Annotated in this window: 26 protein-coding genes and 1 riboswitch; of the genes, 12 read left to right on the top strand and 14 right to left on the bottom strand. The window is 71.6% G+C overall.

Features of this window, described 5'->3' with window-relative positions:
* The first annotated feature begins 44 nt into the window (after positions 1-44).
* From AB0J42_RS29780 to AB0J42_RS29760, 5 genes are all read left to right on the top strand, one after another.
* On the top strand, positions 45-2,159 hold the full coding sequence (locus AB0J42_RS29780) for a polysaccharide lyase 8 family protein (protein WP_364300193.1): 2,115 nt from the start codon (positions 45-47) through the stop codon (positions 2,157-2,159).
* A gap of 128 nt (positions 2,160-2,287) precedes the next feature.
* A complete protein-coding gene (locus tag AB0J42_RS29775) occupies positions 2,288-2,725 on the top strand; it encodes a CBS domain-containing protein (RefSeq protein ID WP_364300191.1) in 438 nt (145 codons plus the stop codon).
* The gene (locus tag AB0J42_RS29770) at positions 2,722-4,008 is read left to right on the top strand and encodes an ArsB/NhaD family transporter (RefSeq protein ID WP_364300189.1); all 1,287 of its coding nucleotides are present in this window, start codon (positions 2,722-2,724) and stop codon (positions 4,006-4,008) included. Before AB0J42_RS29775 ends, AB0J42_RS29770 begins: the two co-directional genes overlap by 4 nt.
* 200 nt (positions 4,009-4,208) lie before the next feature.
* Positions 4,209-4,357, top strand: a riboswitch (cyclic di-AMP (ydaO/yuaA leader).
* Between the two features lie 13 nt (positions 4,358-4,370).
* Positions 4,371-5,054: a CHAP domain-containing protein gene (locus AB0J42_RS29765; RefSeq protein ID WP_364300187.1), complete on the top strand. Its 684-nt coding sequence runs from the start codon at positions 4,371-4,373 to the stop codon at positions 5,052-5,054.
* Positions 5,055-5,177: 123 nt separating this feature from the next.
* Positions 5,178-6,323 carry a DUF418 domain-containing protein gene (locus tag AB0J42_RS29760; RefSeq protein ID WP_364300185.1) on the top strand — a complete coding sequence of 382 codons (1,146 nt, stop codon included), beginning with the start codon at positions 5,178-5,180 and terminating at the stop codon, positions 6,321-6,323.
* 1 nt (position 6,324) lies between these two features.
* Here the strand turns inward: AB0J42_RS29760 and AB0J42_RS29755 are convergent, their stop codons facing one another.
* Entirely contained in the window at positions 6,325-6,531 is a 207-nt protein-coding gene (locus AB0J42_RS29755; RefSeq protein WP_364300183.1) for a hypothetical protein, read from the bottom strand.
* A 144-nt stretch (positions 6,532-6,675) separates the two neighbouring features.
* Between AB0J42_RS29755 and AB0J42_RS29750 the strand changes: the two genes are divergently transcribed.
* The 6 genes from AB0J42_RS29750 (at position 6,676) to hypF (ending at position 11,910) form a co-directional block, all read left to right on the top strand.
* Positions 6,676-7,488, top strand: a complete 813-nt coding sequence (locus AB0J42_RS29750; RefSeq protein ID WP_364300181.1) for an SAM-dependent methyltransferase — start codon at positions 6,676-6,678, stop codon at positions 7,486-7,488.
* A gap of 203 nt (positions 7,489-7,691) precedes the next feature.
* Entirely contained in the window at positions 7,692-8,078 is a 387-nt protein-coding gene (locus tag AB0J42_RS29745) for a helix-turn-helix transcriptional regulator (protein WP_364300179.1), read from the top strand.
* Complete coding sequence (locus AB0J42_RS29740) at positions 8,057-8,641, top strand: SIS domain-containing protein (RefSeq protein WP_364300177.1); 585 nt, start codon at positions 8,057-8,059, stop codon at positions 8,639-8,641. The genes AB0J42_RS29745 and AB0J42_RS29740 overlap by 22 nt, the downstream gene beginning before the upstream one ends.
* Before the next feature lie 26 nt (positions 8,642-8,667).
* A complete protein-coding gene (locus tag AB0J42_RS29735; protein ID WP_364300175.1) occupies positions 8,668-8,913 on the top strand; it encodes a HypC/HybG/HupF family hydrogenase formation chaperone in 246 nt (81 codons plus the stop codon).
* On the top strand, positions 8,910-9,578 hold the full coding sequence (locus AB0J42_RS29730) for an SIS domain-containing protein (protein ID WP_364300173.1): 669 nt from the start codon (positions 8,910-8,912) through the stop codon (positions 9,576-9,578). Before AB0J42_RS29735 ends, AB0J42_RS29730 begins: the two co-directional genes overlap by 4 nt.
* A gap of 1 nt (position 9,579) precedes the next feature.
* A complete protein-coding gene (gene hypF, locus AB0J42_RS29725; RefSeq protein ID WP_364300171.1) occupies positions 9,580-11,910 on the top strand; it encodes a carbamoyltransferase HypF in 2,331 nt (776 codons plus the stop codon).
* A 13-nt stretch (positions 11,911-11,923) separates the two neighbouring features.
* Here hypF and hypE read toward each other — a convergent pair whose 3' ends face one another.
* The 13 genes from hypE to AB0J42_RS29660 all read right to left on the bottom strand — a co-directional run bounded on the left by hypE (position 11,924) and on the right by AB0J42_RS29660 (position 22,485).
* The gene (gene hypE / locus AB0J42_RS29720; RefSeq protein WP_364300169.1) at positions 11,924-13,057 is read right to left on the bottom strand and encodes a hydrogenase expression/formation protein HypE; all 1,134 of its coding nucleotides are present in this window, start codon (positions 13,055-13,057) and stop codon (positions 11,924-11,926) included.
* Positions 13,054-14,187, bottom strand: a complete 1,134-nt coding sequence (hypD, locus tag AB0J42_RS29715) for a hydrogenase formation protein HypD (RefSeq protein ID WP_364300167.1) — start codon at positions 14,185-14,187, stop codon at positions 13,054-13,056. Before hypD ends, hypE begins: the two co-directional genes overlap by 4 nt.
* 12 nt (positions 14,188-14,199) lie before the next feature.
* On the bottom strand, positions 14,200-14,472 hold the full coding sequence (locus AB0J42_RS29710) for a HypC/HybG/HupF family hydrogenase formation chaperone (RefSeq protein ID WP_364300165.1): 273 nt from the start codon (positions 14,470-14,472) through the stop codon (positions 14,200-14,202).
* A 150-nt stretch (positions 14,473-14,622) separates the two neighbouring features.
* Entirely contained in the window at positions 14,623-14,832 is a 210-nt protein-coding gene (locus AB0J42_RS29705) for a hypothetical protein (protein ID WP_364300163.1), read from the bottom strand.
* Positions 14,833-14,845: 13 nt separating this feature from the next.
* The gene (locus tag AB0J42_RS29700; RefSeq protein ID WP_364300161.1) at positions 14,846-15,427 is read right to left on the bottom strand and encodes a DUF5947 family protein; all 582 of its coding nucleotides are present in this window, start codon (positions 15,425-15,427) and stop codon (positions 14,846-14,848) included.
* Positions 15,424-15,771 carry a hypothetical protein gene (locus tag AB0J42_RS29695; RefSeq protein ID WP_364300159.1) on the bottom strand — a complete coding sequence of 116 codons (348 nt, stop codon included), beginning with the start codon at positions 15,769-15,771 and terminating at the stop codon, positions 15,424-15,426. Before AB0J42_RS29695 ends, AB0J42_RS29700 begins: the two co-directional genes overlap by 4 nt.
* Positions 15,764-17,557, bottom strand: coding sequence for a nickel-dependent hydrogenase large subunit (locus AB0J42_RS29690; protein WP_364300157.1), 1,794 nt, complete (start codon positions 17,555-17,557; stop codon positions 15,764-15,766). Before AB0J42_RS29690 ends, AB0J42_RS29695 begins: the two co-directional genes overlap by 8 nt.
* A 33-nt stretch (positions 17,558-17,590) precedes the next feature.
* Positions 17,591-18,649, bottom strand: a complete 1,059-nt coding sequence (locus AB0J42_RS29685; RefSeq protein ID WP_364300155.1) for a hydrogenase expression protein HypE — start codon at positions 18,647-18,649, stop codon at positions 17,591-17,593.
* Positions 18,646-19,017 (bottom strand): hydrogenase maturation nickel metallochaperone HypA, encoded by a 372-nt coding sequence (locus AB0J42_RS29680; protein ID WP_364300153.1) that lies wholly within the window; start codon positions 19,015-19,017, stop codon positions 18,646-18,648. The genes AB0J42_RS29685 and AB0J42_RS29680 overlap by 4 nt, the downstream gene beginning before the upstream one ends.
* Positions 19,010-19,501, bottom strand: a complete 492-nt coding sequence (locus AB0J42_RS29675; protein WP_364300151.1) for a hydrogenase maturation protease — start codon at positions 19,499-19,501, stop codon at positions 19,010-19,012. The genes AB0J42_RS29680 and AB0J42_RS29675 overlap by 8 nt, the downstream gene beginning before the upstream one ends.
* Positions 19,498-20,850: a hypothetical protein gene (locus tag AB0J42_RS29670; protein ID WP_364300149.1), complete on the bottom strand. Its 1,353-nt coding sequence runs from the start codon at positions 20,848-20,850 to the stop codon at positions 19,498-19,500. Before AB0J42_RS29670 ends, AB0J42_RS29675 begins: the two co-directional genes overlap by 4 nt.
* Before the next feature lie 197 nt (positions 20,851-21,047).
* The gene (locus AB0J42_RS29665; RefSeq protein WP_364300147.1) at positions 21,048-21,605 is read right to left on the bottom strand and encodes a dihydrofolate reductase family protein; all 558 of its coding nucleotides are present in this window, start codon (positions 21,603-21,605) and stop codon (positions 21,048-21,050) included.
* A 79-nt stretch (positions 21,606-21,684) separates the two neighbouring features.
* The gene (locus AB0J42_RS29660; protein ID WP_364300145.1) at positions 21,685-22,485 is read right to left on the bottom strand and encodes an MBL fold metallo-hydrolase; all 801 of its coding nucleotides are present in this window, start codon (positions 22,483-22,485) and stop codon (positions 21,685-21,687) included.
* 138 nt (positions 22,486-22,623) lie between these two features.
* Here AB0J42_RS29660 and AB0J42_RS29655 point away from each other — a divergent pair.
* Positions 22,624-23,318: RICIN domain-containing protein (locus AB0J42_RS29655; protein ID WP_364300143.1), on the top strand; the 695-nt coding region annotated here is incomplete at its 3' end.

The raw sequence follows: 23,318 nt of genomic DNA, 5'->3' as shown, positions 1-23,318 counted from the left end.
TCCGATAGCTGATGTCCGTGGGGTGGCCGGGTGATAATGCGGGCGTGGCCGGGTGTTCCAGGCGGGTGGTGCTGCTGCTCGGGGTGGGCGGGCTGGTGGGGCCGGAGCCTCGGCGGCCGGGCTGGACGGTGGCGGGGCCGGGGGATTTCGCGCTGGTGCGGCGGCGGTGGCGGGAGGTGACCGTCGATCGTGCGTACTCGGTGGCAGCGGCGCGGAGGCAGGCGGCCGCGATGGCGCCGAGCGGGCGGGGGCTCTGGAGGGATCTGCCGTATCCGTCGCTGAGTGCCACGCCGGGGCGTTTGCTGGCGATGGCGCGGGCGTATGCCGTGAGCGGGGACGCGCGGTTGCGGGCTGCTGTCGAGGGCGGGATCGACCACTTCCGGGAGCATGTGTACGCGGCGGGTGCGGAGCCGGTGGGGAACTGGTGGCATTGGGAGATCGGGGCCCCGAAGCGGCTTCTGGACGCGGCCCTGCTGATCGGGCTGTCCGGGCGGCCGGGCCGGGCGCTGTGCGAGGCTGTGGATCATTTTGTGCCGCCGCGCCGGTTACATCGCTACGGCGGCACCAGCACGGGCGCCAACCGGGTGGATCTCTGTCTGGTGATGCTGCTGCGGGCGGTGCTCGGCGGGGACGCGGCGCGGGCGGATCTCGCGGTGCGGGCGCTCGCGCCGGTCTTCCGGTACGTGACGGAAGGCGATGGTTTCTACCGGGACGGCTCGTTCATCCAGCATGACGCCGTCCCGTACCAGGGCGGGTACGGGCTGGTGCTGCTGGAGGGGCTGGCCACCATGTTCGCGGTGCTGCGCGGCACCCCGTGGGAGGTCACCGACCCGAACCGGCGGGTGGTGTACGACAGCGTGGCGCGGTCGTTCGCCCCGTTCGTGCACGCCGGGCACGTCATGGATCTGGTCAGCGGCAGGGGGATCGCCCGGGACCCGGAGGGCGGCGCGGTCAGGGGACGCCGCCTGGCCGCGGCGGTCCGGAGGCTGGGCCTCACCGCGACGCCCGAGGAGCGCCGGCGCTGGCGGCGCCTCCTGGACGGCCCCCAGCCCGTGGGGCACCGGCTGTTCCCGATGAGCGCCCGCGCCGTGCACCGGGCACCGGGCTGGTGCGCGGCCCTCAGCATGTCCTCCGACCGGGTCGCCCACTACGAGCACGGCAACGGGGAGAACCTGCGCGGCTGGCACACCGGCTCGGGGATGCTCTATTGGTGGGGCGAGGGCCATGCGAGCCAGTACGCCGACGGGTTCTGGGCCACCGTCGACCCGTACCGGCTGCCCGGCACCACCGTCTCCACCCGGAGGCTGCCCGACGGCGCGGGGGAGGCGTGGGGCGGCGCGCGCCCGCCGTTCCGGTGGGTGGGCGGCGCGACCGACGGCCGTTACGCGACGGTCGGCCAGCATCTGCGCGGGCTGGAGTCCACGGTGGAGGCGTTCAAGTCCTGGTTCTTCCTCGACGACGCCGTGGTCTGCCTGGGCGCGGGCATCACCGGCGGGGACGGGGCGCCGGTGGAGACCGTGGTCGACAACCGGCGCACCGCCGCGCTGCTCACGGCCGACGACGAGGAAGGCTGGGCCCACCTGGCGGGGCACGGCGGCTACGTCGTGCGCGACGGCGGCCCGCTGCACCGCCTCAGGGAGCACCGGGCGGGCGGCGGGATGAGCCGGCCGTACGTGACCGTCTGGCTCGGCCACGGCGTCGACCCGGACGACGCCCGCTACGCCTACCTGCTGCTGCCGAACGCCACCCCGGAGGCGACCAGGGCCCGCGCCGCCGACCGGGGCTGGGCGTGGGTGCTCGCCAACACCGCCCGCCAGCAGGGCGTGCACGTCCCGTCGGCCGGGGTGACGGCGGTCAACTTCTGGCAGCCGGGCTCGGCGGGCCCGCTGTCGGCGTCCGGGCCGTGCGCGGTGCTCGTCACCGAGCGCGGCGACGGCTCGGCCACCGTCACCGTCGCCGACCCCCGCCGCGACCTGGCCGGGGTGACCGTGACCTGGAACCGCCCGGTGGCGGCGGTGACACGCCGCCCGCCCGCGCTGACCGACGCCGGGACGGGCCGGCGGCTTACGCTCACCTTCGGCCCGCTCCCGGAAGCGGCGACGGTCACGGTCCGGCCTCTCGGAAGTGGGCGATCAAGCCCGAAAGGGAAGGAGTACTAGTACCTTCTTCCGGATTGGAGACCCCCGACCGGGAAGACAGTCTTATGAATGGTCTTGATAACTTGTCCGGCGGTGAGCCGGGAAGTCTGGTCGGCAGGTCCTCGTCCGTACGAGTAAAGGATGTCCCCATGCGCGCCCGCGATCTGGTAGCCGACTATCCCGTAGTGACCCTTGATACGCCGGTGCTCGAGGCCGCCCGGCTCATGGCCGAGCAGGACCTGCCCGGCATCATCGTCCGCGGCGACGACCAGCTCACCATCCTGCCCGGCACGGAGACGCTCCGGCTGGCCGTGCCGCGCTACATCATGGACGATCCGGCGCTGTCCCGGGTGGTGGACGAGGGGCACGCCGACAGGTTCCTGGGCTCGCTCGGCAACCGTACGGTCCGCGAGGCGCTGCCGCAGGAGCGGCGGGAGCTGCCGGTCACCGATCCGGACGCGACCGTGGTGGAGCTGGCCGCGCTGATGGCGCGGACCCGGAGCCCGTTGGTGGCGATCGTCGAGCAGGGCCGGTTGCTGGGCGCTGTGACGCTGCAGGCGTTGCTGGACAGGATGCTGGAGACATGACCCCGCTCGCCTGGGCGAGCGTGGCGGTCTTCCTGGTCGCCTACGCGCTGATAGCCACCGAACGGATCCCCCGGGTGGCGGCGGCGCTGGGCGGGGCCGGGGTCATGCTGCTGATCCACGCGACCGACGCTCAGGCGGCGTTCTTCTCCGAGCACTCGGGGATCGACTGGAACGTCATCTTCCTGCTGCTCGGCATGATGACCATCGTCGGGGTGCTGAAGGAGACGGGTGTCTTCGAGTACCTGGCGATCTGGGCGGCCAAACGGGCCCGAGGGCGGCCCTTCCGGCTGATGGTCCTGCTGGTGCTGATCACCGCGGGGGCGTCGGCGCTGCTCGACAACGTGACCACGGTGCTGCTGATCGCGCCGGTGACGTTCCTGGTGTGTGAGCGGCTGGCCGTGTCTCCGGTCCCCTTTCTCATCGCCGAGGCGCTGGCCTCCAACATCGGCGGCGCGTCGACGCTGGTGGGCGACCCGCCGAACATCATCATCGCCAGCCGGGGCGGGCTGAGCTTCAACGACTTCCTCATCCACATGGCGCCGATGGTCATCGTGCTGGTCGGGGTGTTCGTGGTGCTCTGCTGGCTGATGTGGGGGCGGAGGTTCCGGTTCGACCCGGAGCGGGCCGCGGCCGTGATGCTGCTGGACGAGAAGGAGGCGATCGCCGACCGGCGGCTGCTGTGGCAGTCGCTGGCCGTGCTGGCGCTGGTGCTGGCGGCTTTCGTGCTCCACCCGGTGCTGCACTACTCGCCGTCGGTGGTGGCGCTGCTGGGGGCGGGCGTGCTGGTGGCGGCCACCCGGGTGACGGCGCGGGAGTCGCTGGCCGAGGTGGAGTGGCCCACGCTGGTGTTCTTCGCCGGGCTGTTCGTCATGGTGGGCGCGCTCGTCCACACCGGGGTCATCGGGCAGGTCTCCCAGGCCGCCGTCAACGCGACGGCGGGCCGGATGGAGGTGGCCACGATGGGCCTGCTGGGCGGTTCGGCCGTGGTGTCGGCGATCGTGGACAACATCCCGTACGTGGCCACCATGAGCCCGATCGTGGAGCACCTGGTGGCGGCGCACGGCGGCGAGCTGGCGCAGGTGCTGTGGTGGGCGCTCGCGTTCGGGGCCGACCTGGGCGGCAACGCGACGGCGGTGGGGGCGGCGGCCAACGTGGTCGTGCTGGGGATCGCGGCGCGCAACGGCACGCCGATCAGCTTCTGGGAGTTCACCAAGTACGGGTTGATCGTCACGGTGGTCACGGTGACGCTGGTGGCCCCGTATCTGTGGTTCCGATACCTGTAGAAACCCCTGTCAAGGTAAAGTTTTTTCTCTGAAACCCCTACGGCACAAGGGTTTCCGAGCCGGGGGCCCTGGGGCGACTTGCCCTGCTCCTTGCGCGACGATTACCTTCAGGTACATCGATGGCACGCGCTTGAACAGCGCTTTCAGTTAGAACCTGGCGCGTTGCCGATGTATTGCCGAGACCGCGCCCGCGGGTCAACGCGGGGCGGCCGCCGAATCCGCTCTCTGGCGGAACCGGGGACCCACCTTTCTCTGGGGTGAATCGGTCTTTCCTCACTGGGATCGCACCGTAGGGCACTTCCACGCCCGAACCCGACAGCTAACCCGGTAGGCGGCATGGAAGCTAGGAGCAATTCCCAGACATGGTCAAGCAGATCTTCAACCGCATGCCCGCGACCGCCTCCCGTTACGCCGTCGGCGCGGCCCTGGCGCTGGGCGTCGCGCTCGCCGGGGGCTCGGCCGCCGCGGTCACCACCGACGGGGCCACCCAGCCGCAGCCGGTCGCCCAGCAGCAGAACAAGGCCGAGACGGCAGAGAAGGCCAGCGCCGTGAGCGCCCAGACGGTCCTGCGGGTCGCCGAGTCGCAGATCGGCGTCAAGGAGAACGCCGCGGGCGGCGGCACCCCGTTCCACGAGTGGTACATGAAGTCCCCGCGTGCCCTCGAGACCCTGGCCCGGGACGGCGGCGGCACCCCCTCGCTGTACGCCAACGCCCCCTGGTGCGACATGTTCGTGTCCTGGGTCGGCGAGCAGTCCGGCGCCCGCCACACCATCGGCTGGGACGCCTACACCGTCACCCACGCCAAGTGGTTCAAGGACAACGGCCGCTGGGGCACCCAGGCCAGGCCCGGCGCGGTCGTCTTCTTCGACTGGGGCGGCAGCAAGAACATCAGCGCCATCGACCACGTCGGCCTGGTGAAGAAGGACAACGGCGACGGCACGATCACCACGATCGAGGGCAACACCGGCAACGGCAAGGTCGAGGAGCGTGTCCGGCCGGTCTCCCAGATCGTCGGCTACGGCTACCCCGAGTACGCCGACGCCTGAGCGACGGCCTCCCCACAGCGATCCGGTCAGGGTTTCCTGGCCGGATCGTTGTCGTCTTCGGTAGAGGCTGTCCAGACTTTCGGATGCGGCGCCCGGACATGATCGTCTTCTAGCGTTGCCCGCATGACTCAGACCGCGGCCCCGCCCCGGGTGCAGGAGCTGGACGTGATGCGCGGCTTCGCGCTCGGCGGCATCCTGGTGGCCAACATCGGCTACCTCGCCGATCCCGCCCACATGATGGCCGGGGTCACCGCCGTGCACGCGCCCGGCGGGCCGGTGGAGTTCGCCGTGACGGCGCTGGTCCTGACCAAGTTCTACGTGATCTTCTCGTTCCTGTTCGGCTACTCCTTCACCCTGCAGCTGCGGGCCGCCGAGCGGGCGGGGGCGAGCGTGCGGGCCAGGACCGTCAGGCGCTGCCTGGCGCTCTTCGTCATCGGCGTGCTGCACGGGCTGCTGTTCTGGGCGGGTGACATCCTCACCCTGTACGCGATGCTCGGCCTGGTGCTGCTCGGGCTCCGCGGCCTGCGGCCGAGGACCGCTGTCATCACCGGCTGCGCGATCGTCGGCGCGGTGGCGCTGCTCATGCTGGCGCTGGCGGGGCTGACCGCGCCGGCCCCGGAGAGTGCTGAGCTCGCGCCGGACCCGGCGGCGGGGGAGCGGGCGCTGGACCTGGTCACCGGCGGGCCGCTCGGCTACCTCACGTTCCAGATCGAGAACTATCCGGGGTACGCGGCCGGGATCTGGGCCTTCCAGGGGCCGGCCGCGCTGGCGATGTTCCTGTTCGGGCTGGCGGCGGGCAAGTCGCGGCTGCTGGAGGACCCGGAGCGCTACACCCGCCTGCTGCCGCGCGTGCAGGGGATCGGCTTCGGCGCAGGCCTTCCCGCCGCGGCCCTGTTCGCCTGGACCTACGGCGGGCCGGACGCCGCCTTCCTGGCCGGGACGGCGCTCAACACGGTCGCCTCCATCCCGCTCGCCGCCGCGTACGTGGCCACGCTGCTGCGGGTGACCCGCCGCCTGCCCGCCGTGGGCCGCGCCCTCGCCCCGGCCGGGCGGGCCGCCGCCTCCAACTACCTGGGGCAGTCCGTCCTGCTGTGTCTCGTCTTCACCGGGTACGGGCTCGCCCTCGCCGGCAGCCTGCCGCCGCCGGCGGTCATGGGCGTGGCGGCCGTGGTCTACGCCGTCCTGCTCCGGCTCAGCGCCGTCTGGCTCCGCACCCACCGGTACGGCCCGGTCGAGTACGTGCTGCGCCGGGTGACCAACGGCCGCTGATTCACGCGCCCAGGTCCCTGGCCAGGGTGTCCAGGCGGGCGGCGAGCGAGTCCAGCTCGTGGTCGCCGTGGACGTCGCGCACCTCGCGGTGGCGTGCCAGCACCAGTGCGCCCTGCCGGTCGGCCTGCTCCTCCGGCATGACGACGCACTCGCCCCGGACCAGGACGAGAGCCGCGTCCTGGTCCTGGGAGTCGACGAGCTTGCGCACGGCTGAACGGTCGATGAGTCGCATACGCCCCCGGCTGCCCCACGCCCCCCGCTCGAAACGAGTGTGGCGTCCATCACCGGGAAAATCCGGGCTTGCTGTTGTACGTTCGGAAAGTCCGGCTTGATCTATCCACGAAAGCGACGCATGAGCGACAGCGATGCCGCACAGTCGGCCTGGGCCCGGGTCGACACCACCGTCCCCCACTCCGCCCGCGTCTGGGACTTCCTGCTGGGCGGAAAGGACCACTTTCCCGTCGACCGCGAGGTCGGCGAGACCCTGCTGAGGGTGTTCCCCGACTTCGCGATGGTCGCCCGGCTGCAGCGCGAGTTCCTGGTCCGTGCGGTCCGGTACCTGGCGGGCGAGGCCGGGATCCGCCAGTTCCTCGACATCGGCACTGGCCTGCCCACCGCCGGCAACACCCACGAGGTCGCCCAGTCGATCGCGCCCGAGTCGCGCGTCGTGTACGTGGACAACGACCCCATCGTGCTCGTGCACGCCCGCGCGCTGCTCACCAGCGCGCCGGAGGGCGCCACCGACTACCTCGACGCCGACGTCCGCGACCCCGGCACGATCCTCACCGGGGCCGCCCGCACCCTCGACTTCACCCGGCCCGTCGCCGTCATGATGCTCAGCATCGCCGGGCAGATGACCGACGCCGACAACCCGTATGGCGTCGTCGAACGCCTGCTCGCCCCGCTGGCCTCCGGCAGCTACCTGGTGCTGAGCGACGGCACCAACACCAACCCCGCCCTCATCGACGCGGTCACCAACTACAACAAGAACGCGCACAACACCTACCAGCTGCGCTCCCCCGACGAGATCGCGCGCTTCTTCACCGGGCTGGAGCCGGTGGAGCCCGGCGTGGTGCCGACCCCGGAGTGGCGGCCCCTGCCCGACCGCTGGGACGAACCGCAGACCGTGGTCAGCGCCGTCTGCGGCGTCGCCCGTAAACCCTGACCCCGGCTACCACCCCGGCGGCCGCCGAGCGTCCGGACGACTCCTCGGCGCCGGTCCACGGCTCCACGTACGTCCGGTTTGGGCCGCCGGGGAAATTCTTGGCTTTCCTACGGCGATGACTGGTGCAAACGCCGGACGTGCCGCCCGTGGACGCGATCCCCGCTGACCTAGTGTCCTAGCGACCGCACCGGGGAGGGAGAGCCATGGACGTCCGCGGACTGCTCCCGCCCTTCCTGCTGCTGCTCATCTGCGAGCGGCCCGGCCACGGGTACGACCTGATCGAGCGGCTGGCACGGCTGGGGGCGGCCGGAACGGAACCCGGCCAGGTCTACCGCGCGCTGCGCTCACTCGAACGCGACGGCCATCTCGCCTCCTCCTGGGTCGCCTCCGAGGCGGGCCCGGCACGCCGGCGGTACGAGCTGACCACCGGCGGGATGGCCGAGCTGGAGGCGTGGATGGGCCGTCTGACCGAGGTCCGCGGGCTGCTGGAGACCTGCCTGACCAGATGGACGCGGATCGCGCCGGACCCCGGCGGTTACGAGCCCGCGCCGGAGAAAGAGGAGGCGCCGTGGGCGAGGACCACGCGTTGACCGCCGTGGCCGCCGCGTTCGAGCGGCGGATGGCACCGGCGGCCGCCATGGGCGAGGACGCCGAGGGGATCGTCCGCGCCTGCCAGGACATGGCCGAACGGTTCAGGAAGGGCGGCAAGCTGCTGGTCTTCGGCAACGGCGGATCCGTGGCCGACGCCCAGCACGTCGCCGTCGAGTTCGCGCACCCGGTGATCGTGGGCAAACCCGCGCTCCCGGCGATCTCGCTGACCACGGACATGGCCCTGGCGACGGGGATCGCCGGCACCCAGGGGCTAGACGGGATCTTCGCGGCCCAGCTGCGGCTGCTGGCCTCTCCGCGCGACATCGCGCTCGGGCTGACCGCCGACGGCCGCTGCGGCGGCGTCCGCGACGGGCTCGCGGCGGCACGCGAACTGGGGCTGCTCACGGTCGCCCTCACCGGGGGACGGGAGGCGCCCGAGGCGCACCACGTGCTCGCCGCCCGTACCGGCGACCCGCTGATCGTCAAGGAGGTGCACGTGACGATGTACCACGTGCTGTGGGAGCTCGTGCACGTCTTCTACGAGCTGGAGGCGGCGCGATGACCGGGCCGTGCTCCGGGGAGACCTGCGTGACCTGCTCCGACGAGGCGATCCCGGTCCGCGTCGTGCGGCTGCTCGGCGACGGGCTGGCCGAGGTGGAGACGGAGGCGGGGCCGGAGGAGGTCAGCGTGGCGCTGGTGGAGGCGCGGGCCGGCGACGTCGTGCTCGTGCACGCCAAGGAGGCCATCGCGGTCGTCCCGTACGGAGGAGAGAACGTGGAGTTCCGGGACGGCGGCGCGCGGGGAGAGCATCGGGCGGGGGATGGGGAGTCATGAGCACGGTCAGTGAGCCCGGCGGGATCGAGAGTCTGTATCCGTTCCTCGCTCCGGCGCCGGCCGACCGGGAGGCGGTCTTCGCCGACCTGTGCGAGTCCACCCGGCGCAAGGCGGACGAGATCGTCGAGCTGCGGCGGTCGCTGGTGGCGCTGCAAGGGGAGCGGCTGGTCGCGTGCGCGCGGGAGCTGGCGGCGGGATTCGACGCGGGGGCGCGGCTGTTCGCGTTCGGCAACGGCGGGAGCAGCACCGACGCCCAGGCCGTGGCGCAGCTGTTCGCCCACCCGCCGGAGCCGTCGCGCCCGGTCCCGGCCGTGCCGCTCGCCCAGGACGTCGCGCTGCTCACGGCGCTGTCGAACGATGTCGGCTACGAGCTGGTGTTCGCCCGGCAGCTCGCCGCGCTCGGGCGTAAGGGCGATGTGGCCGTGGGGCTGTCGACCAGCGGCGCTTCGGCGAACGTGCTCAACGCGATGGGGGAGGCGGCCCGGCGCGGCATGCTCACCGTCGGGCTGGTCGGGTACGACGGCGGGCCGATGGCTCAGGACGACCGGGTGGCGTACCTGTTCGTGGTGCCGTCGGCCTCCGTGCACCGGATCCAGGAAGCGCAGATCACGCTCTGCCACGTGCTGTGGGAGCTGACCCAGCGGGCGTTGACCGGCGAGCTGTGACATGCCGGGGGTGCGCCGGATCCGGGTCCGGGTCGAGGGGCTGGTGCAGGGGGTCGGGTTCCGGCCGTTCGTGTGCGGGCTCGCCGGGAGGCACGGGCTGGCCGGGTTCGTCGGCAACGACCCGCGAGGGGTGTTCATCGAGGCCGAGGGCGCGGCGGCGATGCTGGAGGCGTTCACGGCCGGGCTGACCGTGCAGGCGCCGCCCCTCGCGCTGGTGGAACACGTCTCGATCGAGCACACCGAGCCGCTGGGGGAGATCGGCTTCCGGATCGTCCCCAGCCGTGTGGATGTTTTCCGACCCGTGCGGGAGCTTGCAGGTGCCCTCGGGTCTCCCGGGTTGGCTCGCGGGGGGATCGCGTTGGTCTCGCCGGATGTGGGGACGTGTGAGGCGTGTCTGGGCGAGGTGCGTGATCCCGGGGATCGGCGGTATCGGTATCCGTTCGCGAACTGCACGGATTGCGGGCCGCGTTTCACCATCGTCACCGGTGTGCCGTATGACCGGTGTGCCACGACGATGGCCGGTTTCACGATGTGCGCCGCGTGCGCGCGGGAGTACGGCGATCCCGGCGACCGGCGGTTTCATGCGCAGCCGGTCTGCTGCCCGGCGTGCGGACCGGCCCTGCGGCTGCTGGACGGGGACGGGCAGCCGGTGCCCGGGGACCCGATCGAGGCGACGGCGCGGTGGCTGGAAGAAGGTCGCGTCGTGGCTGTCAAAGGGCTCGGCGGCTACCACCTCGCCGTCCTGGCAGCCCACGGTCAGGCCGTGGCCATGCTCCGGACGCGGAAGCGCCGCGAGAGCCGGCCGTTCGCGGTGATGGCGCCGGACGTGGCGGCGGCGGGGACGCTGGTGCACCTCGATGCCGCCGCGGAACGGCTGCTCACGGGTGTGCGCCGCCCGATCGTGCTGGCTCCGCGACGCCGTGACGCCCCGGTGGCCGAGGCCGTGGCGCCGGGTGCCCGCGATCTCGGGGTGATGCTCCCGTACACGCCGCTGCACCACCTGCTCGCCGACCGGCTGGCCGCGCCGTACGTGCTGACCAGCGGCAACCTCACCGACGAGCCGATCGTCCACCGGGACGAGGACGCGCCGCTCCGGCTGCGGGGCGTCGCCGACGGGTTCCTCACGCACGACCGGCCGATCCACGTGCCCGCCGACGACTCGCTGGTGCGGGTCTTTCGCGGGCGTGAGCTGGTGGTACGGAGGTCACGGGGTTATGTGCCCGGCCCGGTGCGGGTGCCATGGGTGTTCCCCCGGCCGGTGCTCGCCTGCGGAGCCCAGCTCAAGAACACGTTCTGCGTGGCCCGGGGCGGCCAGGCGTTCCTGTCCCAGCACATCGGCGACCTGGAGAACTACGAGACCCTGCGCGCCTTCACCGAGAGCGTCGAGCACTTCTGCCGGATCTTCGGCGTCCGTCCGGCCGTGGTCGCGCACGACCTGCACCCGGAGTACCTGTCGACGGCGTACGCGCTGGAACGTACGGGTGTGGACCTGGTCGGCGTGCAGCACCATCATGCGCACATCGCCTCCTGCCTCGCCGAGCACGGCCACGCCGGTCCTGTTATCGGGGTGGCCTTCGACGGGCTCGGCCTGGGTGAGGACGGCACGCTCTGGGGCGGTGAACTCCTCGTCGCCGACCTCGCCTCGTACCGCCGGGCGGGGCACCTGGAGGCGGTGCCGATGCCGGGCGGTGCGGCGGCGGTGCGTCAGCCCTGGCGGATGGCCGCCGTCTGGCTCGACCATGTCCACGGCGACGCGCTGCCCCCGTTGCCGCTGGTGGACAGGCATCGGGAGCGGTGGCCCGCGATCGTCTCGATGGCGCGTACCGGGACGAACTCCCCGCTCACTTCCAGCGCCGGACGGCTCTTCGACGCGGTCGCCGCGATCGCCGGTGTCCGCGACGTCATCACGTACGAAGGCCAAGCCGCGGCTGACCTGGAAGCCCGCGTGGACCCCGACGAGCAGGCCGCCTACCCGGCCCGGCTGCACTCCCAGGAGGAGGAACTGGTCATCGGCGCCGGGGATCTGGTCAGGGGTGCGGCCGAGGATGTGGTCGCGGGGGTGGACGCGGGACGGGTGGCTGCTCGGTTCCATCGAGGGCTGGCGGAGGCGGTCGTCCGGGCGGTGCGGGTGCTCGCCGGACGGACAGGGCTTCGTACGGTGGCGCTGTCCGGGGGCGTTTTCCAGAACACCGTCCTGCTGGAGGCGATCGTGTCGGGTCTGGAACGGGAGCGGTTCGAGGTGCTGGTCCACTCCCGGGTGCCACCGGGGGACGGCGGCATAGCGCTGGGGCAGGCGGTCGTCGCCGCTGCGCAAGACCGCCTGCGCCGCTGACCCCGTACCAGGGTCAGCAGATGCGCGGCAGCGGGTCGCCGACGAGGAGGTCGACGATCCGGGTGCCGCCGAAGGCCGTCTTGAGGAGCACCCTGCCCGGCGGGTCGGCTTCGACGGTGCCGATGACGGCGGCGCCCTCGCCGGCCGGGTGACGGCGGAGTGCGTCCACGGCGGCCGAGGCGTGGTCGCCGTCGACGACGGCCACGAATCTGCCCTCGCACGCCACGTACAGCGGATCCAGGCCGAGCAGTTCGCAGGCGCCGCTGACGACCGGGAGGACCGGGACGGCGCGTTCGTCGACCGTGACCGCGACCCCGGCGCCGCGGGCGACCTCGTTGAGTACGGTCGCGACCCCGCCCCGGGTGGCGTCGCGCATCATCCGCACGGGGACGGCGTCGAGGAGCGCGGCGACGGCGTCGTGCAGGGGCGCGGTGTCGGAGGTGAGGTCGGCCTCGATGTCCAGCTCGCCCCGGGCGATCAGGATGGTGATGCCGTGCTCGCCGATGGGGCCGGACACGATCACCGCGTCGCCGGGCCGGACCTGGGTGTCGCCCAGGGTGACCGGCCGGTCCAGGGTGCCGATGCCGGACGTGGTGATGTAGCAGCCGTCGGCCTTGCCGCGCTGGACCACCTTGGTGTCGCCGGTCACCACCCGCACCCCGGCCTTCGCGGCGGCGGCCGCCATGGAGGCGGTGATGCGGCGCAGGTCGGCGATGGGGAAGCCCTCTTCCAGGACGAACCCGGCCGACAGGTACATCGGCCGAGCCCCGCAGACGGCCAGGTCGTTGACGGTGCCGTTGACGGCGAGGTCGCCGATGTCGCCGCCGGGGAAGAACAGCGGCGAGACCACGTACGAGTCGGTGGTGAAGACCAGCCGGCCGGTGCCGAGGTCGAGCGTGGCGCCGTCGTCGAGCGGCTGGAGCGCCGGGTTGGCGAAGGCGTCGACGAAGACGGCCTCGATGAGCGTCCGCGAGGCCTTGCCGCCCGCGCCGTGCGCCAGCGTCACCCGCTCCTCGCTGATCTTCGGCTTGCGGCGGCGGGCGCGTTCGATGCGCTCCAGCACCTGCTCCTCGCGGGACGCCGGGGCGTGCCGGTCGGCCGCCTCGGCCAGGGCGCGTTCGGCCCACTCCGCGGTGCGCTCGGTCACGGCCGCTCTCCTATGACGACGGGTTCGCGCCGCCGGGTGAGGCGGCCGAAGTTGTAGTAGGCGGCGCAGGCGCCCTCAGAGGAGACCATGCAGGTGCCGATGGGCGTCTCGGGTGTGCAGGCGGTGCCGAAGACCTTGCACTCCCAGGGCCTCAGGACGCCTTTCAGCACCTCGCCGCACTGGCACGCCTTCGGGTCCGCGACCCGTACTCCTGGTACGGGGAAGCGCGTCTCGGCGTCGAAGGCCGCGTACGCGTCGCGCATCCGCAGCGCGGAGTGGGCGATGAAGCCCAGCCCGCGCCACTCGAAGTGCGGCCGGAGCTCCATCACCTGGGAGATGGCCGTCAGCGCCCTGCGGTTGCCGTCCCACGGCACCACCCGGGTGTACTGGTTCTCCACCTCGGACCGGCCCTCGGCGCGCTGCCGCAGCAGCATGTGGACCGCCTGCAGCACGTCCAGCGGCTCGAACCCGGCGCACACCAGCGGCATGCCGTAGTCGCGGGCGATGAAGCCGTACGGGCGGCAGCCGATGACGGTGGAGACGTGGCCGGGGCCGATGAAGCCGTCCAGCCGCATGTCGGGCGAGTCGAGGATGGCCTTGATCGCCGGGATGATCGTGACGTGGTTGCAGAAGACCGCGAAGTTCCGGATGCCCTCGGCCTCGGCCCGCAGCACGGTCATGGCCGTGGACGGCGCGGTGGTCTCGAAGCCGATGGCCATGAAGACGACCGTGCGGTCCGGGTTCCGGCGGGCGATCTTCAGCGCGTCCAGCGGCGAGTAGACCATGCGGATGTCCGCCCCGGCGGCCTTGGCGTCGAAGAACGACCCCTGCCCGCCCGGCACCCGCATCATGTCGCCGAAGGACGTCATGATGACGCCCGGCTGCCGGGCGATCGCGATGGCGTCGTCGATGCGGCCCATCGGGATGACGCAGACCGGGCAGCCGGGGCCGTGCACCAGCGACACCGACTCGGGCAGGAAGTCCTCCAGCCCGTGCTTGTAGATCGCGTGCGTGTGGCCGCCGCACACTTCCATGAACGTGTAGCGCCGGCCGGGTTCACACAGGTCCCGGATGCGCTGCGCCAGCTCCCGGGCCTGTCCCGGGTCGCGGTATTCATCGACGAACCGCACTGCCCCCGCCTTTCAGGTGATGTCCGATTCCGCGAGCGCTTCGAGCTCGTCGGTGTACGCCTGCCCGAGACCGCGCAGGAGGGCGAGCGTGGCCGCCGCCTCCCGTTCGTCGATCTTGGACATGGCGAAGCCGACGTGCACGAGCACCCAGTCGCCGACTTGGATTCCCTCCTCGGCGACGAGTCCGACGTTGATGGCCCGCCGGACGCCCGCGACCTCGACCTTGGCGAGTTCGGGTTGTCCGGGGATGAGTTCGACGATCTCGCCGGGGATGCCCAGGCACATCGGCCGCCTCGCTCCTTTCACATCCGGGTGATTTTGAGGTAGCGCTTCATGGCGGGCAGTTCCCGCCACATCATGGCGAGCAGCGCGGCCCCGGCGAACAGGGCCAGCAGCTTTCCTCGATGCCGCATGTCGTCTTCACCTCCTTCCGGGCTAGCTGGGTGACAGGTTCGGCATGATCGGCAGGATCGGGTTCTCCTTGCCGGGGCGGATGCCGGTCGAGCGGCGCGCGTCGGCCGTGTCGTCCGGGTTGTGGCCCACCTGGCGGCGGTAGGCGCCCCTCGCGTTGCCCTGCCGTACGCCCTTGACGTGCGAGGGCGTGTCGGGCGCGACGTCGGGTCTGCCCACGCGGATCTTCCCCATGTCGTCCTCCTTCTCAGGTGCCGAGTTCGGCGAAGAAAGTCCCGATGCGGTCCCAGAGCCGCTGGCCGCCGGACATGCCCGTCCACTCCTCGCGGACCAGGGCGACGAGCCGGTGGCAGACGTCGATGGGGACGAGCCAGCGTTCGTCCAGGCCGCGCACGATCGCGACCAGGAAGGCCTCCACCGAGGACTCCATCGTCTGGAGCTCCGGGTAGCGGCCGGTGAGCCGCTCCCACGCCTCGCCGTCCACCTCCCAGCGGGTGGCGCCCACCGGGCTCGGATAGTGGGCCAGCACCGCGCCGTCCGCTTTCCGTACGAAGAACGCCAGGCCGACCGGCACCCCCAGCTCGGACGGCGGCGGGCCGGTAAGCCGGATCCGCCGCGACGGCACCAGCCGGAACTTGCCCAGGGCCGCCTCCGACCGCTCGAACAGCAGCGCGCAGGCACGGCAGGCGCAGAGCACCTGGTCCTTCCGCTCCTCCAGCAGGTGGGCGTGGTCGGCGGGCAGCGGCTCGCCGCAGAGTTCGCACGGCTCGGCGGCCCGCCGCCGGGCGACCCGCCGGTTGACGACCCGGGCGAGCGCGCTGTCGGTCATGGGGCCGCCCTCGACGTGGCCGAGCGCCGCGCCAGCGAGTCGACGGGGATGAACGCCGGGCCCGGCCCCTTCTCGGGCGGCTTCCCGGCGGGGATCTGGTGCAGCATGAACAGGTGGGCCAGCAGGACGTCCTCCGCCAGCGCCGGGCCGAGGTCCGGATAGGCGGCGGCCCGGTCCATGATGCGGGCGAGCGCCTCCCCGTACACCTCGGCGAGCGTGGCGACCGCGTCCAGCGCCTGCTCCGCGACCGGCCCGGAGGTCTGCTCCAGCTCGCTCAGCAGCTCCTCCAGCAGCTCCAGGCGGCCGGCGACGTCGCGCTCGTCCAGCCGGGGCCGGTCAGTCATGGCCGCCGCCGAACATCGGCGAGTGCAGCTTGCGCAGCGTGCGGCCCTTGCCGAGGTACATGTGGACGCCGCAGGGCAGGCACGGGTCGAAGCTGCGGACCGCGCGCATGATGTCGACGCCCTTGAAGTTCTCCGGCCCGTTCTCCTCGAAGATCGGCATGTCCTGCACGGCGTCCTCGTACGGTCCCGGCGTGCCGAAGCGGTCGCGCGGGCTGCCGTTCCACGGGGTCGGCGGGTACGGGTGATAGTTGGCGATCTTGCCTTTCTCGATGACGAGGTGGTGGGAGAGCACGCCCCGCACCGCCTCGTGGAAGCCGACGCCGATCGCCTGGTCCGGCACGTCGAAGTCCTGGAAGACCTTGGTGTCGCCGTCGCGGACCCGCTCCAGCGCCCGCTCGACGAAGTACACGGCCATCGCGGCCGCGTAGGCCACGAAGTAGACCCGGGCCCGGTTGCGCTCGATGGCGTTCGACCACTGCGGGATGCGCCACTCCAGCGTCATCTCCGGCAGCGTGGTCCCCTTGGGCAGGTGGATCTGCACGCTCGACCCGGTCGACTTCACGTACGGGGTGTCCACGAGGTTGGCCAGCGCGGTGGTGTAGAGCCGCGCGAACGGGCCGCCTCCGGTGTCCAGCGGCAGGTGGTCGCCGGTGCGCGGGTCCAGCCAGCGCGGGCTCATCACCCAGCTGTAGTTGCCGTCGAAGTCCCGCTTCTGCGGGGCGGGCAGCGTGGTCTGGTTCCACGGGTGGCGCATGTCCACCGGGTTGCCGAGCGGGTCGTGGGTGACGAACGGCTTCTCGTTCACCCAGTCGTCGTAGTAGGAGCTGCCGAGCAGGATGCGGATGCCGAGGTTGATGTCGACCAGGTTCGTGGTGATCAGCTCGCCGTCGACGACGATGCCGGGGGTGACGTACATCGCCTTGCCCCACTCGTTCATCGTCTCGTAGCGGTAGTCGACGACCTCGGGGTCCTGGAAGGCGCCCCAGCAGCCGAGCAGGATCCGGCGCCGGCCGACCTCCTCGTAGCCGGGCAGGGCCTGGTAGAAGAAGTCGAAGACGTCGTCGTTGAGCGCCACGGCCCGCTTGATGAAGTCGATGATGTTCATCAGCCGCGACAGGTAGTCGGTGAAGACGCTCGGCGAGGGCATGGTGCCGACGCCGCCGGGATACAGCGTCGACGGGTGCACGTGCCTGCCCTCCATCAGGCAGAACATCTCCCGGGTGACGCGGCTGATGTGGAGCGCCTCCTTGTAGATGTCGCCCTCGAAGGGGTTGAACGCCAGCATGATGTCGGCGATCGTGCGCTTGCCGTGGATGGCGGCGTTCGGCGCCTCGGCGGTCTCGGCGCGGCGCAGCACGCTCGGGTTGGTGCCCTTGACCATCGCTTCGCAGAAGTCGACGAAGACCAGGTTGTCCTGGAAGAGCGTGTGGTCGAACATGTACTCGGCCGCCTCGCCGAGATTCATGATCCACTCAGCGAGTTTCGGGGTCTTGATCCCGTACGCCATGTTCTGTGCGTAGATCGAGCACGTCGTGTGGTTGTCTCCGCAGATGCCGCAGATGCGGCTGGTGATGAAGCCGGCGTCGCGCGGGTCCTTGCCCTTCATGAACACCGAGTAGCCGCGGAACAGCGAGGACGTGCTGTGGCACTCCACCACGCGCTGGTTCTCGAAGTCGATCTTCGTGTAGATGCCCAGGTTGCCGATGATGCGGGTGATCGGATCCCACGACATCTCGACGAGCTGACCCGGCTTGGGCGTCGCTCTCTCCTGCTGCTCGATGGCCATCCGTCGTCTTCCCCTTCTCTCGTGCCGGCCGGTCTACGGACGCCAGCGCGGGTCGTAGCCGCTGGTCAGCGCCTCACGGTTGTGCCGCCACCGGGGCTCTCTGTTGGCGGTGTGGTTGGTGATGCCGCGCATCCGGCGGATGAAGGCGCCGTACGGCTTGATCAGCGTCGAGGACAGGTTGGCGCCCGGCGGCATGTCCATGAACGGCATGAACTTGTCCGGGAAGCCGGGCATGGTGCAGGCGATGCAGATGCCGCCCACGTTGGGGCAGCCGCCGATGCCGCGCATCCACCCCCGCTTGGGCACGTTGCAGTTGACCACCGGACCCCAGCAGCCCACTTTCACCTGGCACTTCGGCGAGTTGTAGTCGCCCGCGAAGTCGCCCTGCTCGTAGTAGGCGGCACGGTCGCAGCCCTCGTGGACCGTCTTGCCGAACAGCCACTGGGGCCGCAGCATCTCGTCCAGCGGAGGCGGCGGCGCGCTGCCGGCCGCGTGGTGGAGCACCCAGGTCAGCGTCTCCATGAAGTTGTCCGGCTGGACCGGGCAGCCCGGCACGTTGACGATCGGCAGCCCGCCGGCCGACCGGAAGTCCCAGCCGAGGTAGTCGGCCAGGCCCATGCAGCCCGTCGGGTTGCCCGCCATCGCGTGGATGCCGCCGTACGTGGCGCAGGTGCCGATGGCGACGACCGCCCAGGCCCGGGGCGCGAGCCGGTCGATCCAGTCGTTCAGGGTCATCGGGTCGCCGGTCGCCGGGTCGTTGCCGAACGACGTCCAGTAGCCGTCCCCGTTGATGTTCTCGTTCGGCACCGAACCCTCGATGACGAGCATGAACGGCTCCAGCTCGCCCCGGGCGGCGGCCCGGAACGGGGCCAGGTAGTCCTCGCCGCCGAGGCTGGGCGAGAGCACCTTGTTGTGCAGGTTGACCTTGGGCAGCCCCGGGATGAGGCCGGTCACCACGTCCTCGATCGCGGGCTGGGTCGCCGCGGTGATCGACACGGTGTCGCCGTCGCAGCTCATGCCCTCGGAGATCCACAGGATGTCGATCTCGTCGTACCCGGCGGCCTGGCCGCTCTTGTCCTGGGTCTGCGTCATCTCGGCACCTCGCTGGTGAGAGCGTCCGGCTGATAACTGATCGACTCGACGACGACCTCGGTGTCGCCCGAGAGCTCGACGTCGACGCCGCCGCAGCGCGGGCAGGCCACCAGCGCGAGCGCGTCGGCCGCGGGCGTCTTCGCCCCGCAGCCGCGGCAGCTCACCGCCGGCGGCTCGGTGACCAGCTCCACCCGCGCGTCCTGCGCCGGGGTACCGGCCGCGGCCACGCGGAAGCCCTGCTCGACGACCTCCGGATCGGCCTCGTGCCCGGCGAAGGTGGCCCGGACGCGGACCGCCGCCACCCGCCGCTTCCCGGCGCGGCGCAGGACCGCCCGGACGATCTCGTCGCACAACCCTGTCTCATGCATCGGCGCGTTCCTTGTCTTGTCGGTTCGCTTCCTCACGGGCCAGAGCGGTCACCAGGTCGGCCGCGCCGTCCACGGCGGCGGCGACCGGCTCCGACAGGCCCATCACCTCGTCGATCACCAGCGGCCGGCAGCCGACCAGCAGCACCCGGTCCACGCCGCCGCCCAGCTTGCGCAGCAGTTCCAGCACGGCCAGCGGGTGCATGCCGTGCCCGTTCACGGGCGGCATCGACTCCGGGGCCGGTTCGTCGTCGATCTCCAGCACGGCCACGGTGCCCGGCGGGCCTTCCACCTCGACCGCGTCCACCATGATCAGCGTGTCGTACGAGCCGCCCAGCAGCTCATAGGCCAGGTGGACGCCGCGGATGCCGTAGTCGGCCACCGTCACCGGCCCCGGCACAGGCTGCATCCGCCGCACCACCTCGACGCCGAACCCGTCGTCGCCCAGGAACACGTTGCCGATCCCGGCCACCAGCACCCGCCTCATACCGGCTCACCGTCCAGCGGCTCGGTCTCCTCGGGCGCGAAGTAGCGGAACCTGCCGTACCAGAGGTTCAGCTCGGCCGCCGGGTCGTCCTCCAGCGTCACCGCGAGATGGCGGGCGCCGTCCACGTCGAGCAGCACCGCCTCCACCCGGGCCGTCCTGCCGTCGAGGAACATGTCCTGCGGGTCGGTGCCCTGCAGCCGGGGACGCAGCCGGACCCGGCTGCCCTTGCTCACCCGGACCCCGGCGATCTCGACGCTGTCGGTGTCCGGCGAGACCGACTTGTCCGCCTCCGGATCCCACCAGGGCACCCCGGGCCGGGTCTCCTCCGCGGGGTTCCAGGTGGTGCCGTGCAGGCGCGCCAGGTCCTCCGGGGTCATCGCCTCGACCCGGTCCAGGATGGCGGCGGCCCGTGGGTCGGTGGCGCGCGCCTCGCGCTTCTCGGCGTCGGTGAGCGTCAGCGTCCGCAGCGACAGGATCTCGTCGATCTCGCCCGCGTCGTACAGGTCCCCGGGGCTCTCCGGCGCGATACGCGGGTTGTCGTAGAGCAGGATCGGCGACGACAGCACCACCTGGTCGCCGCTCAGCACGGGGAACGTGTGCGCGTTCACGCAGCCCGCCGCCGCGCTCTCCGCCCAGGCCGGGGGCTCCAGCAGCGACACGAACCGGCCGCCGGGCACCGCCATCAGCAGATGGGCGGCGATCAGGGCGTGCCGCAGCGCCTCATCCCTGGATGCCTCCGCCCCGGGCTCCCGCCCGGCGTTCTCCACTCGTACGCGCAGCTTGAGAACATCGTCGGCGCAGAGGGTCAGCGACAGCGCGACCTGCGCGTGCAGCGGCCACTCGCGCCAGCGGGTCCGCCCCTCCGCGCCCGGCAGCGGCGTCACCGTCTCGAAGCCCGGCACCCGCAGGTCGAACCGCTTCTCGCCGGACAGCAGCTCCGCCACGGACGCCCTGATGTCGTGCTCGCGCGGCACCGCCTCGTCGAAGCTCAGCGTGTCGCCGACCTGGTCGGCGGCGCGGTGGCCGCCGTCCGGCAGCCGCTCCTCGGGTGTACGGCGGCGCAGGTGCAGGAAGCGGAGCCGGAGGTGCACGGGGGCGTCGGCGGGCGCGACGAGCAGGCACTCGGTCTGCTGCCACCACGACTCGGTGGACCCGGCGACCCCGCCGCCGTGCAGCCCGTGCGCCCGCGCCCAGGGCTCCGGCAGCACCACGCCGAACTGCCACCGGACCCGGTTCTTCGGCGAGGAACGGCGATAGGGGTAGAGCAGGTAGCCCTCGTACAGGATCGCGTCCGCGACCGCGCGGGCCGCCCGGAAGCCGGGCGCGGCGTCGATGCCGTTCGCGTCCACGATCGGGTTGCCCCCCTCTTGTCCCAGGTCGTACGTGACTCTTTCGGTATAGCCACGCCGTCCCGGGACAAGTAGGTGAAGTGCTCCCCTAGGTGACGTTCTCACTTAGCGGCTCTTGGTGATCCCTCCGGGAGAGAACCGGGGCTTCCGCTCCTTACCCCGGTTTCTGCCCAACGGGAATTGCCCGCCGCTTTGCCCTACCGCTGGGGCTCGTAGTGCAGCCCGGTGATCCCGCAGTCGAACGGACGTGCGGAGACCAGGCGGAGCCGCTGGTAGGAGCCCGCCGGGAAGACCGGCATGCCGTCCCCGACCGCGGCCGGGTTGACGAACAGATGGAACTCGTCGACGAGCCCCGCGGCGATCAGGTTCGACACCAGCGTGCCGCCCCCGTACACGATGAGGTCGCCGCCCGGCTCCGCCTTCAGCCGGTTGACGATCTCCGTCAGGTCGCCGCCGGCCACGGTGACGTTCTCCCAGGGCGACTCGGTGAGGCTGTTCGAGATGACCGTCTTGGGGGTGTTGTTCATCCAGTCGATCGACTCCTGGTCCTCGCCCTCCGGCCCGGCCGCCCAGGCCGGGATGAACCCCTCGGCGAGCTTGCGGCCCAGGATCATGTGGTCGACCGACTTGGTGAGCGCGTTGACATGGTCGTTGAGGTCGCCGGACCACGGGACGGTCAGCCAGTCCATCGCTCCGCCCGGGCCCGCCATGTAGCCGTCGACGCTGGTCTGGACCTGGAGCTTGAGCTTGCGCATGAGGTGTGTTCCTTTCCGAGTTCCGCTGCTTCGAGTCTGGCGACGTGCCCTTACGGGCTTCTTACGCTCTTCTTCCGGTTCACGGCTTGAGCGGCGTCCAGGCGTAAGCGTCGCCGCGCCGCTCGATCCGGCCGAGCCCCGGGAAGGCCAGATGGTAGGCGTGGACCAGCAGTTTCTCGTCGGCCGCCCACGCCAGCAGCGCGCGGCGGCTGCGTACCGCCCGTTCACGGTCGAGGTCCCAGGGCGTGCACCACGTGGGGTGGGCCAGCTGCAGCGGGTCGTGGAAGGTGTCGCCCAGGCAGAGCAGCCGGTCCCCGCGCGACTTCAGCAGGAGCGCCATGTGCCCCGGGGTGTGGCCGGCCGCCTCGACCGCGTGGACGCGGGGCAGGATCTCCTCGCCGTACTCGACCGTACGGAGTCTCTCCCCGAAGCGGCGGATGGCCTCCCGCGCGGGCCGGCGCTGTTCCTCGGGCGCCCGCGCCGCGCTCCGCGACCAGAACCGCACCTCGTCGGCGTGCGCGATCCCGGCCGCGTGGGGGAACGCGGCGCCCCGGGCGTGGTCCTCGTGCAGGTGCGTGAAGACCACGACGTCAGGTTCGGTTGTGAGGCCGTCGCGGAGCCTGCCGACCAGGGCGGCGCGCTCGGGACCCTGGCCCTGGAAGTTCCGGCCGAACCCGGTGTCGACCAGCGCGAGGCCGTCCGGGGTCGCCACGCAGAGGCAGTTGTAGCCGCAGGTCACCTCTGTCCGGCCGGTCCGGTCGAGCTCCTCTTGGGGCGCGCCGTTTTCGGGCGAGAAGAAGTCCGCCAGCGGGAACTCCAGCCGGCCGTCGCTGATCACGGTGCAGGCGAGCTCGCCGACCGCGAAACGGTGGGTCCGCATGGGGACACCCTGCCCGCGGTCCGCTGAAAGTTTCAGGGGCCGCCGCAGGTCACCCGGGGGAGAGGTGCGTGACGGTTGACGGCGGGGCGCGGGCGTGGGATCAATCGCCGGAAAGCGCTTACCTGAAGGGAGAAGGTCGTGTTACCTCGAAAAGCCTGGCGGTGCCTGCTCACCGTCCTGGCCGCCCTGGCCACGGCGCTGACCGGCGTCGTCGCCCTCCAACTACCCGCCCAGGCGGCCAGCGTCGACACCAACGCCTGGTACGTGCTGGTCAACCGGCACAGCGGCAAAGCCCTCGACGTCTACAACCTGGCCACCAACGACGGCGCCCCGATCGTCCAGTGGGCCCGCAACGACGGCAACCAGCAGCAGTGGCAGTTCGTCAGCTCCGGCGACGGCTACTACCGGCTCAAATCCCGTCACAGCGGCAAGGTCCTGGACGTGTACGAGTGGAACGCCGAGGGCGGCGCCCAGATCGTGCAGTGGGCCGACCTCAACGGCTGGAACCAGCAGTTCCGGCTGGCCGACTCCGACGGGGGCCACGTGCGGCTGATCAACCGGCACAGCGGCAAGGCCCTGGAAGTGTGGGAGTGGTCAACTGCCGACGGCGCCCGCATCTCCCAATGGGACGACCTCAACGGTGCCAACCAGCAGTGGCAGCTCGTCAAGATGGGCAGCGGCGGCGGTGACAGCGGTGACGGCAGCGGTCCTTGGCCGTCCGACACCGGCAGCGTCCATCAGACCACCACCCGCAACGTCGGCACCTTCTTCGACGGCGGCATGAAGCGCTACTACGGCATCGGCGACGGCGGCCAGAGCGAGAGCCAGGACCC

The sequence above is a fragment of the Nonomuraea sp. NPDC049649 genome (genome assembly GCF_040675175.1).
Taxonomy (GTDB): Bacteria; Actinomycetota; Actinomycetes; order Streptosporangiales; family Streptosporangiaceae; genus Nonomuraea.
Note: the sequence above shows the minus strand (reverse complement) of the source record. Positions and strands in the feature narration are given on the sequence as shown.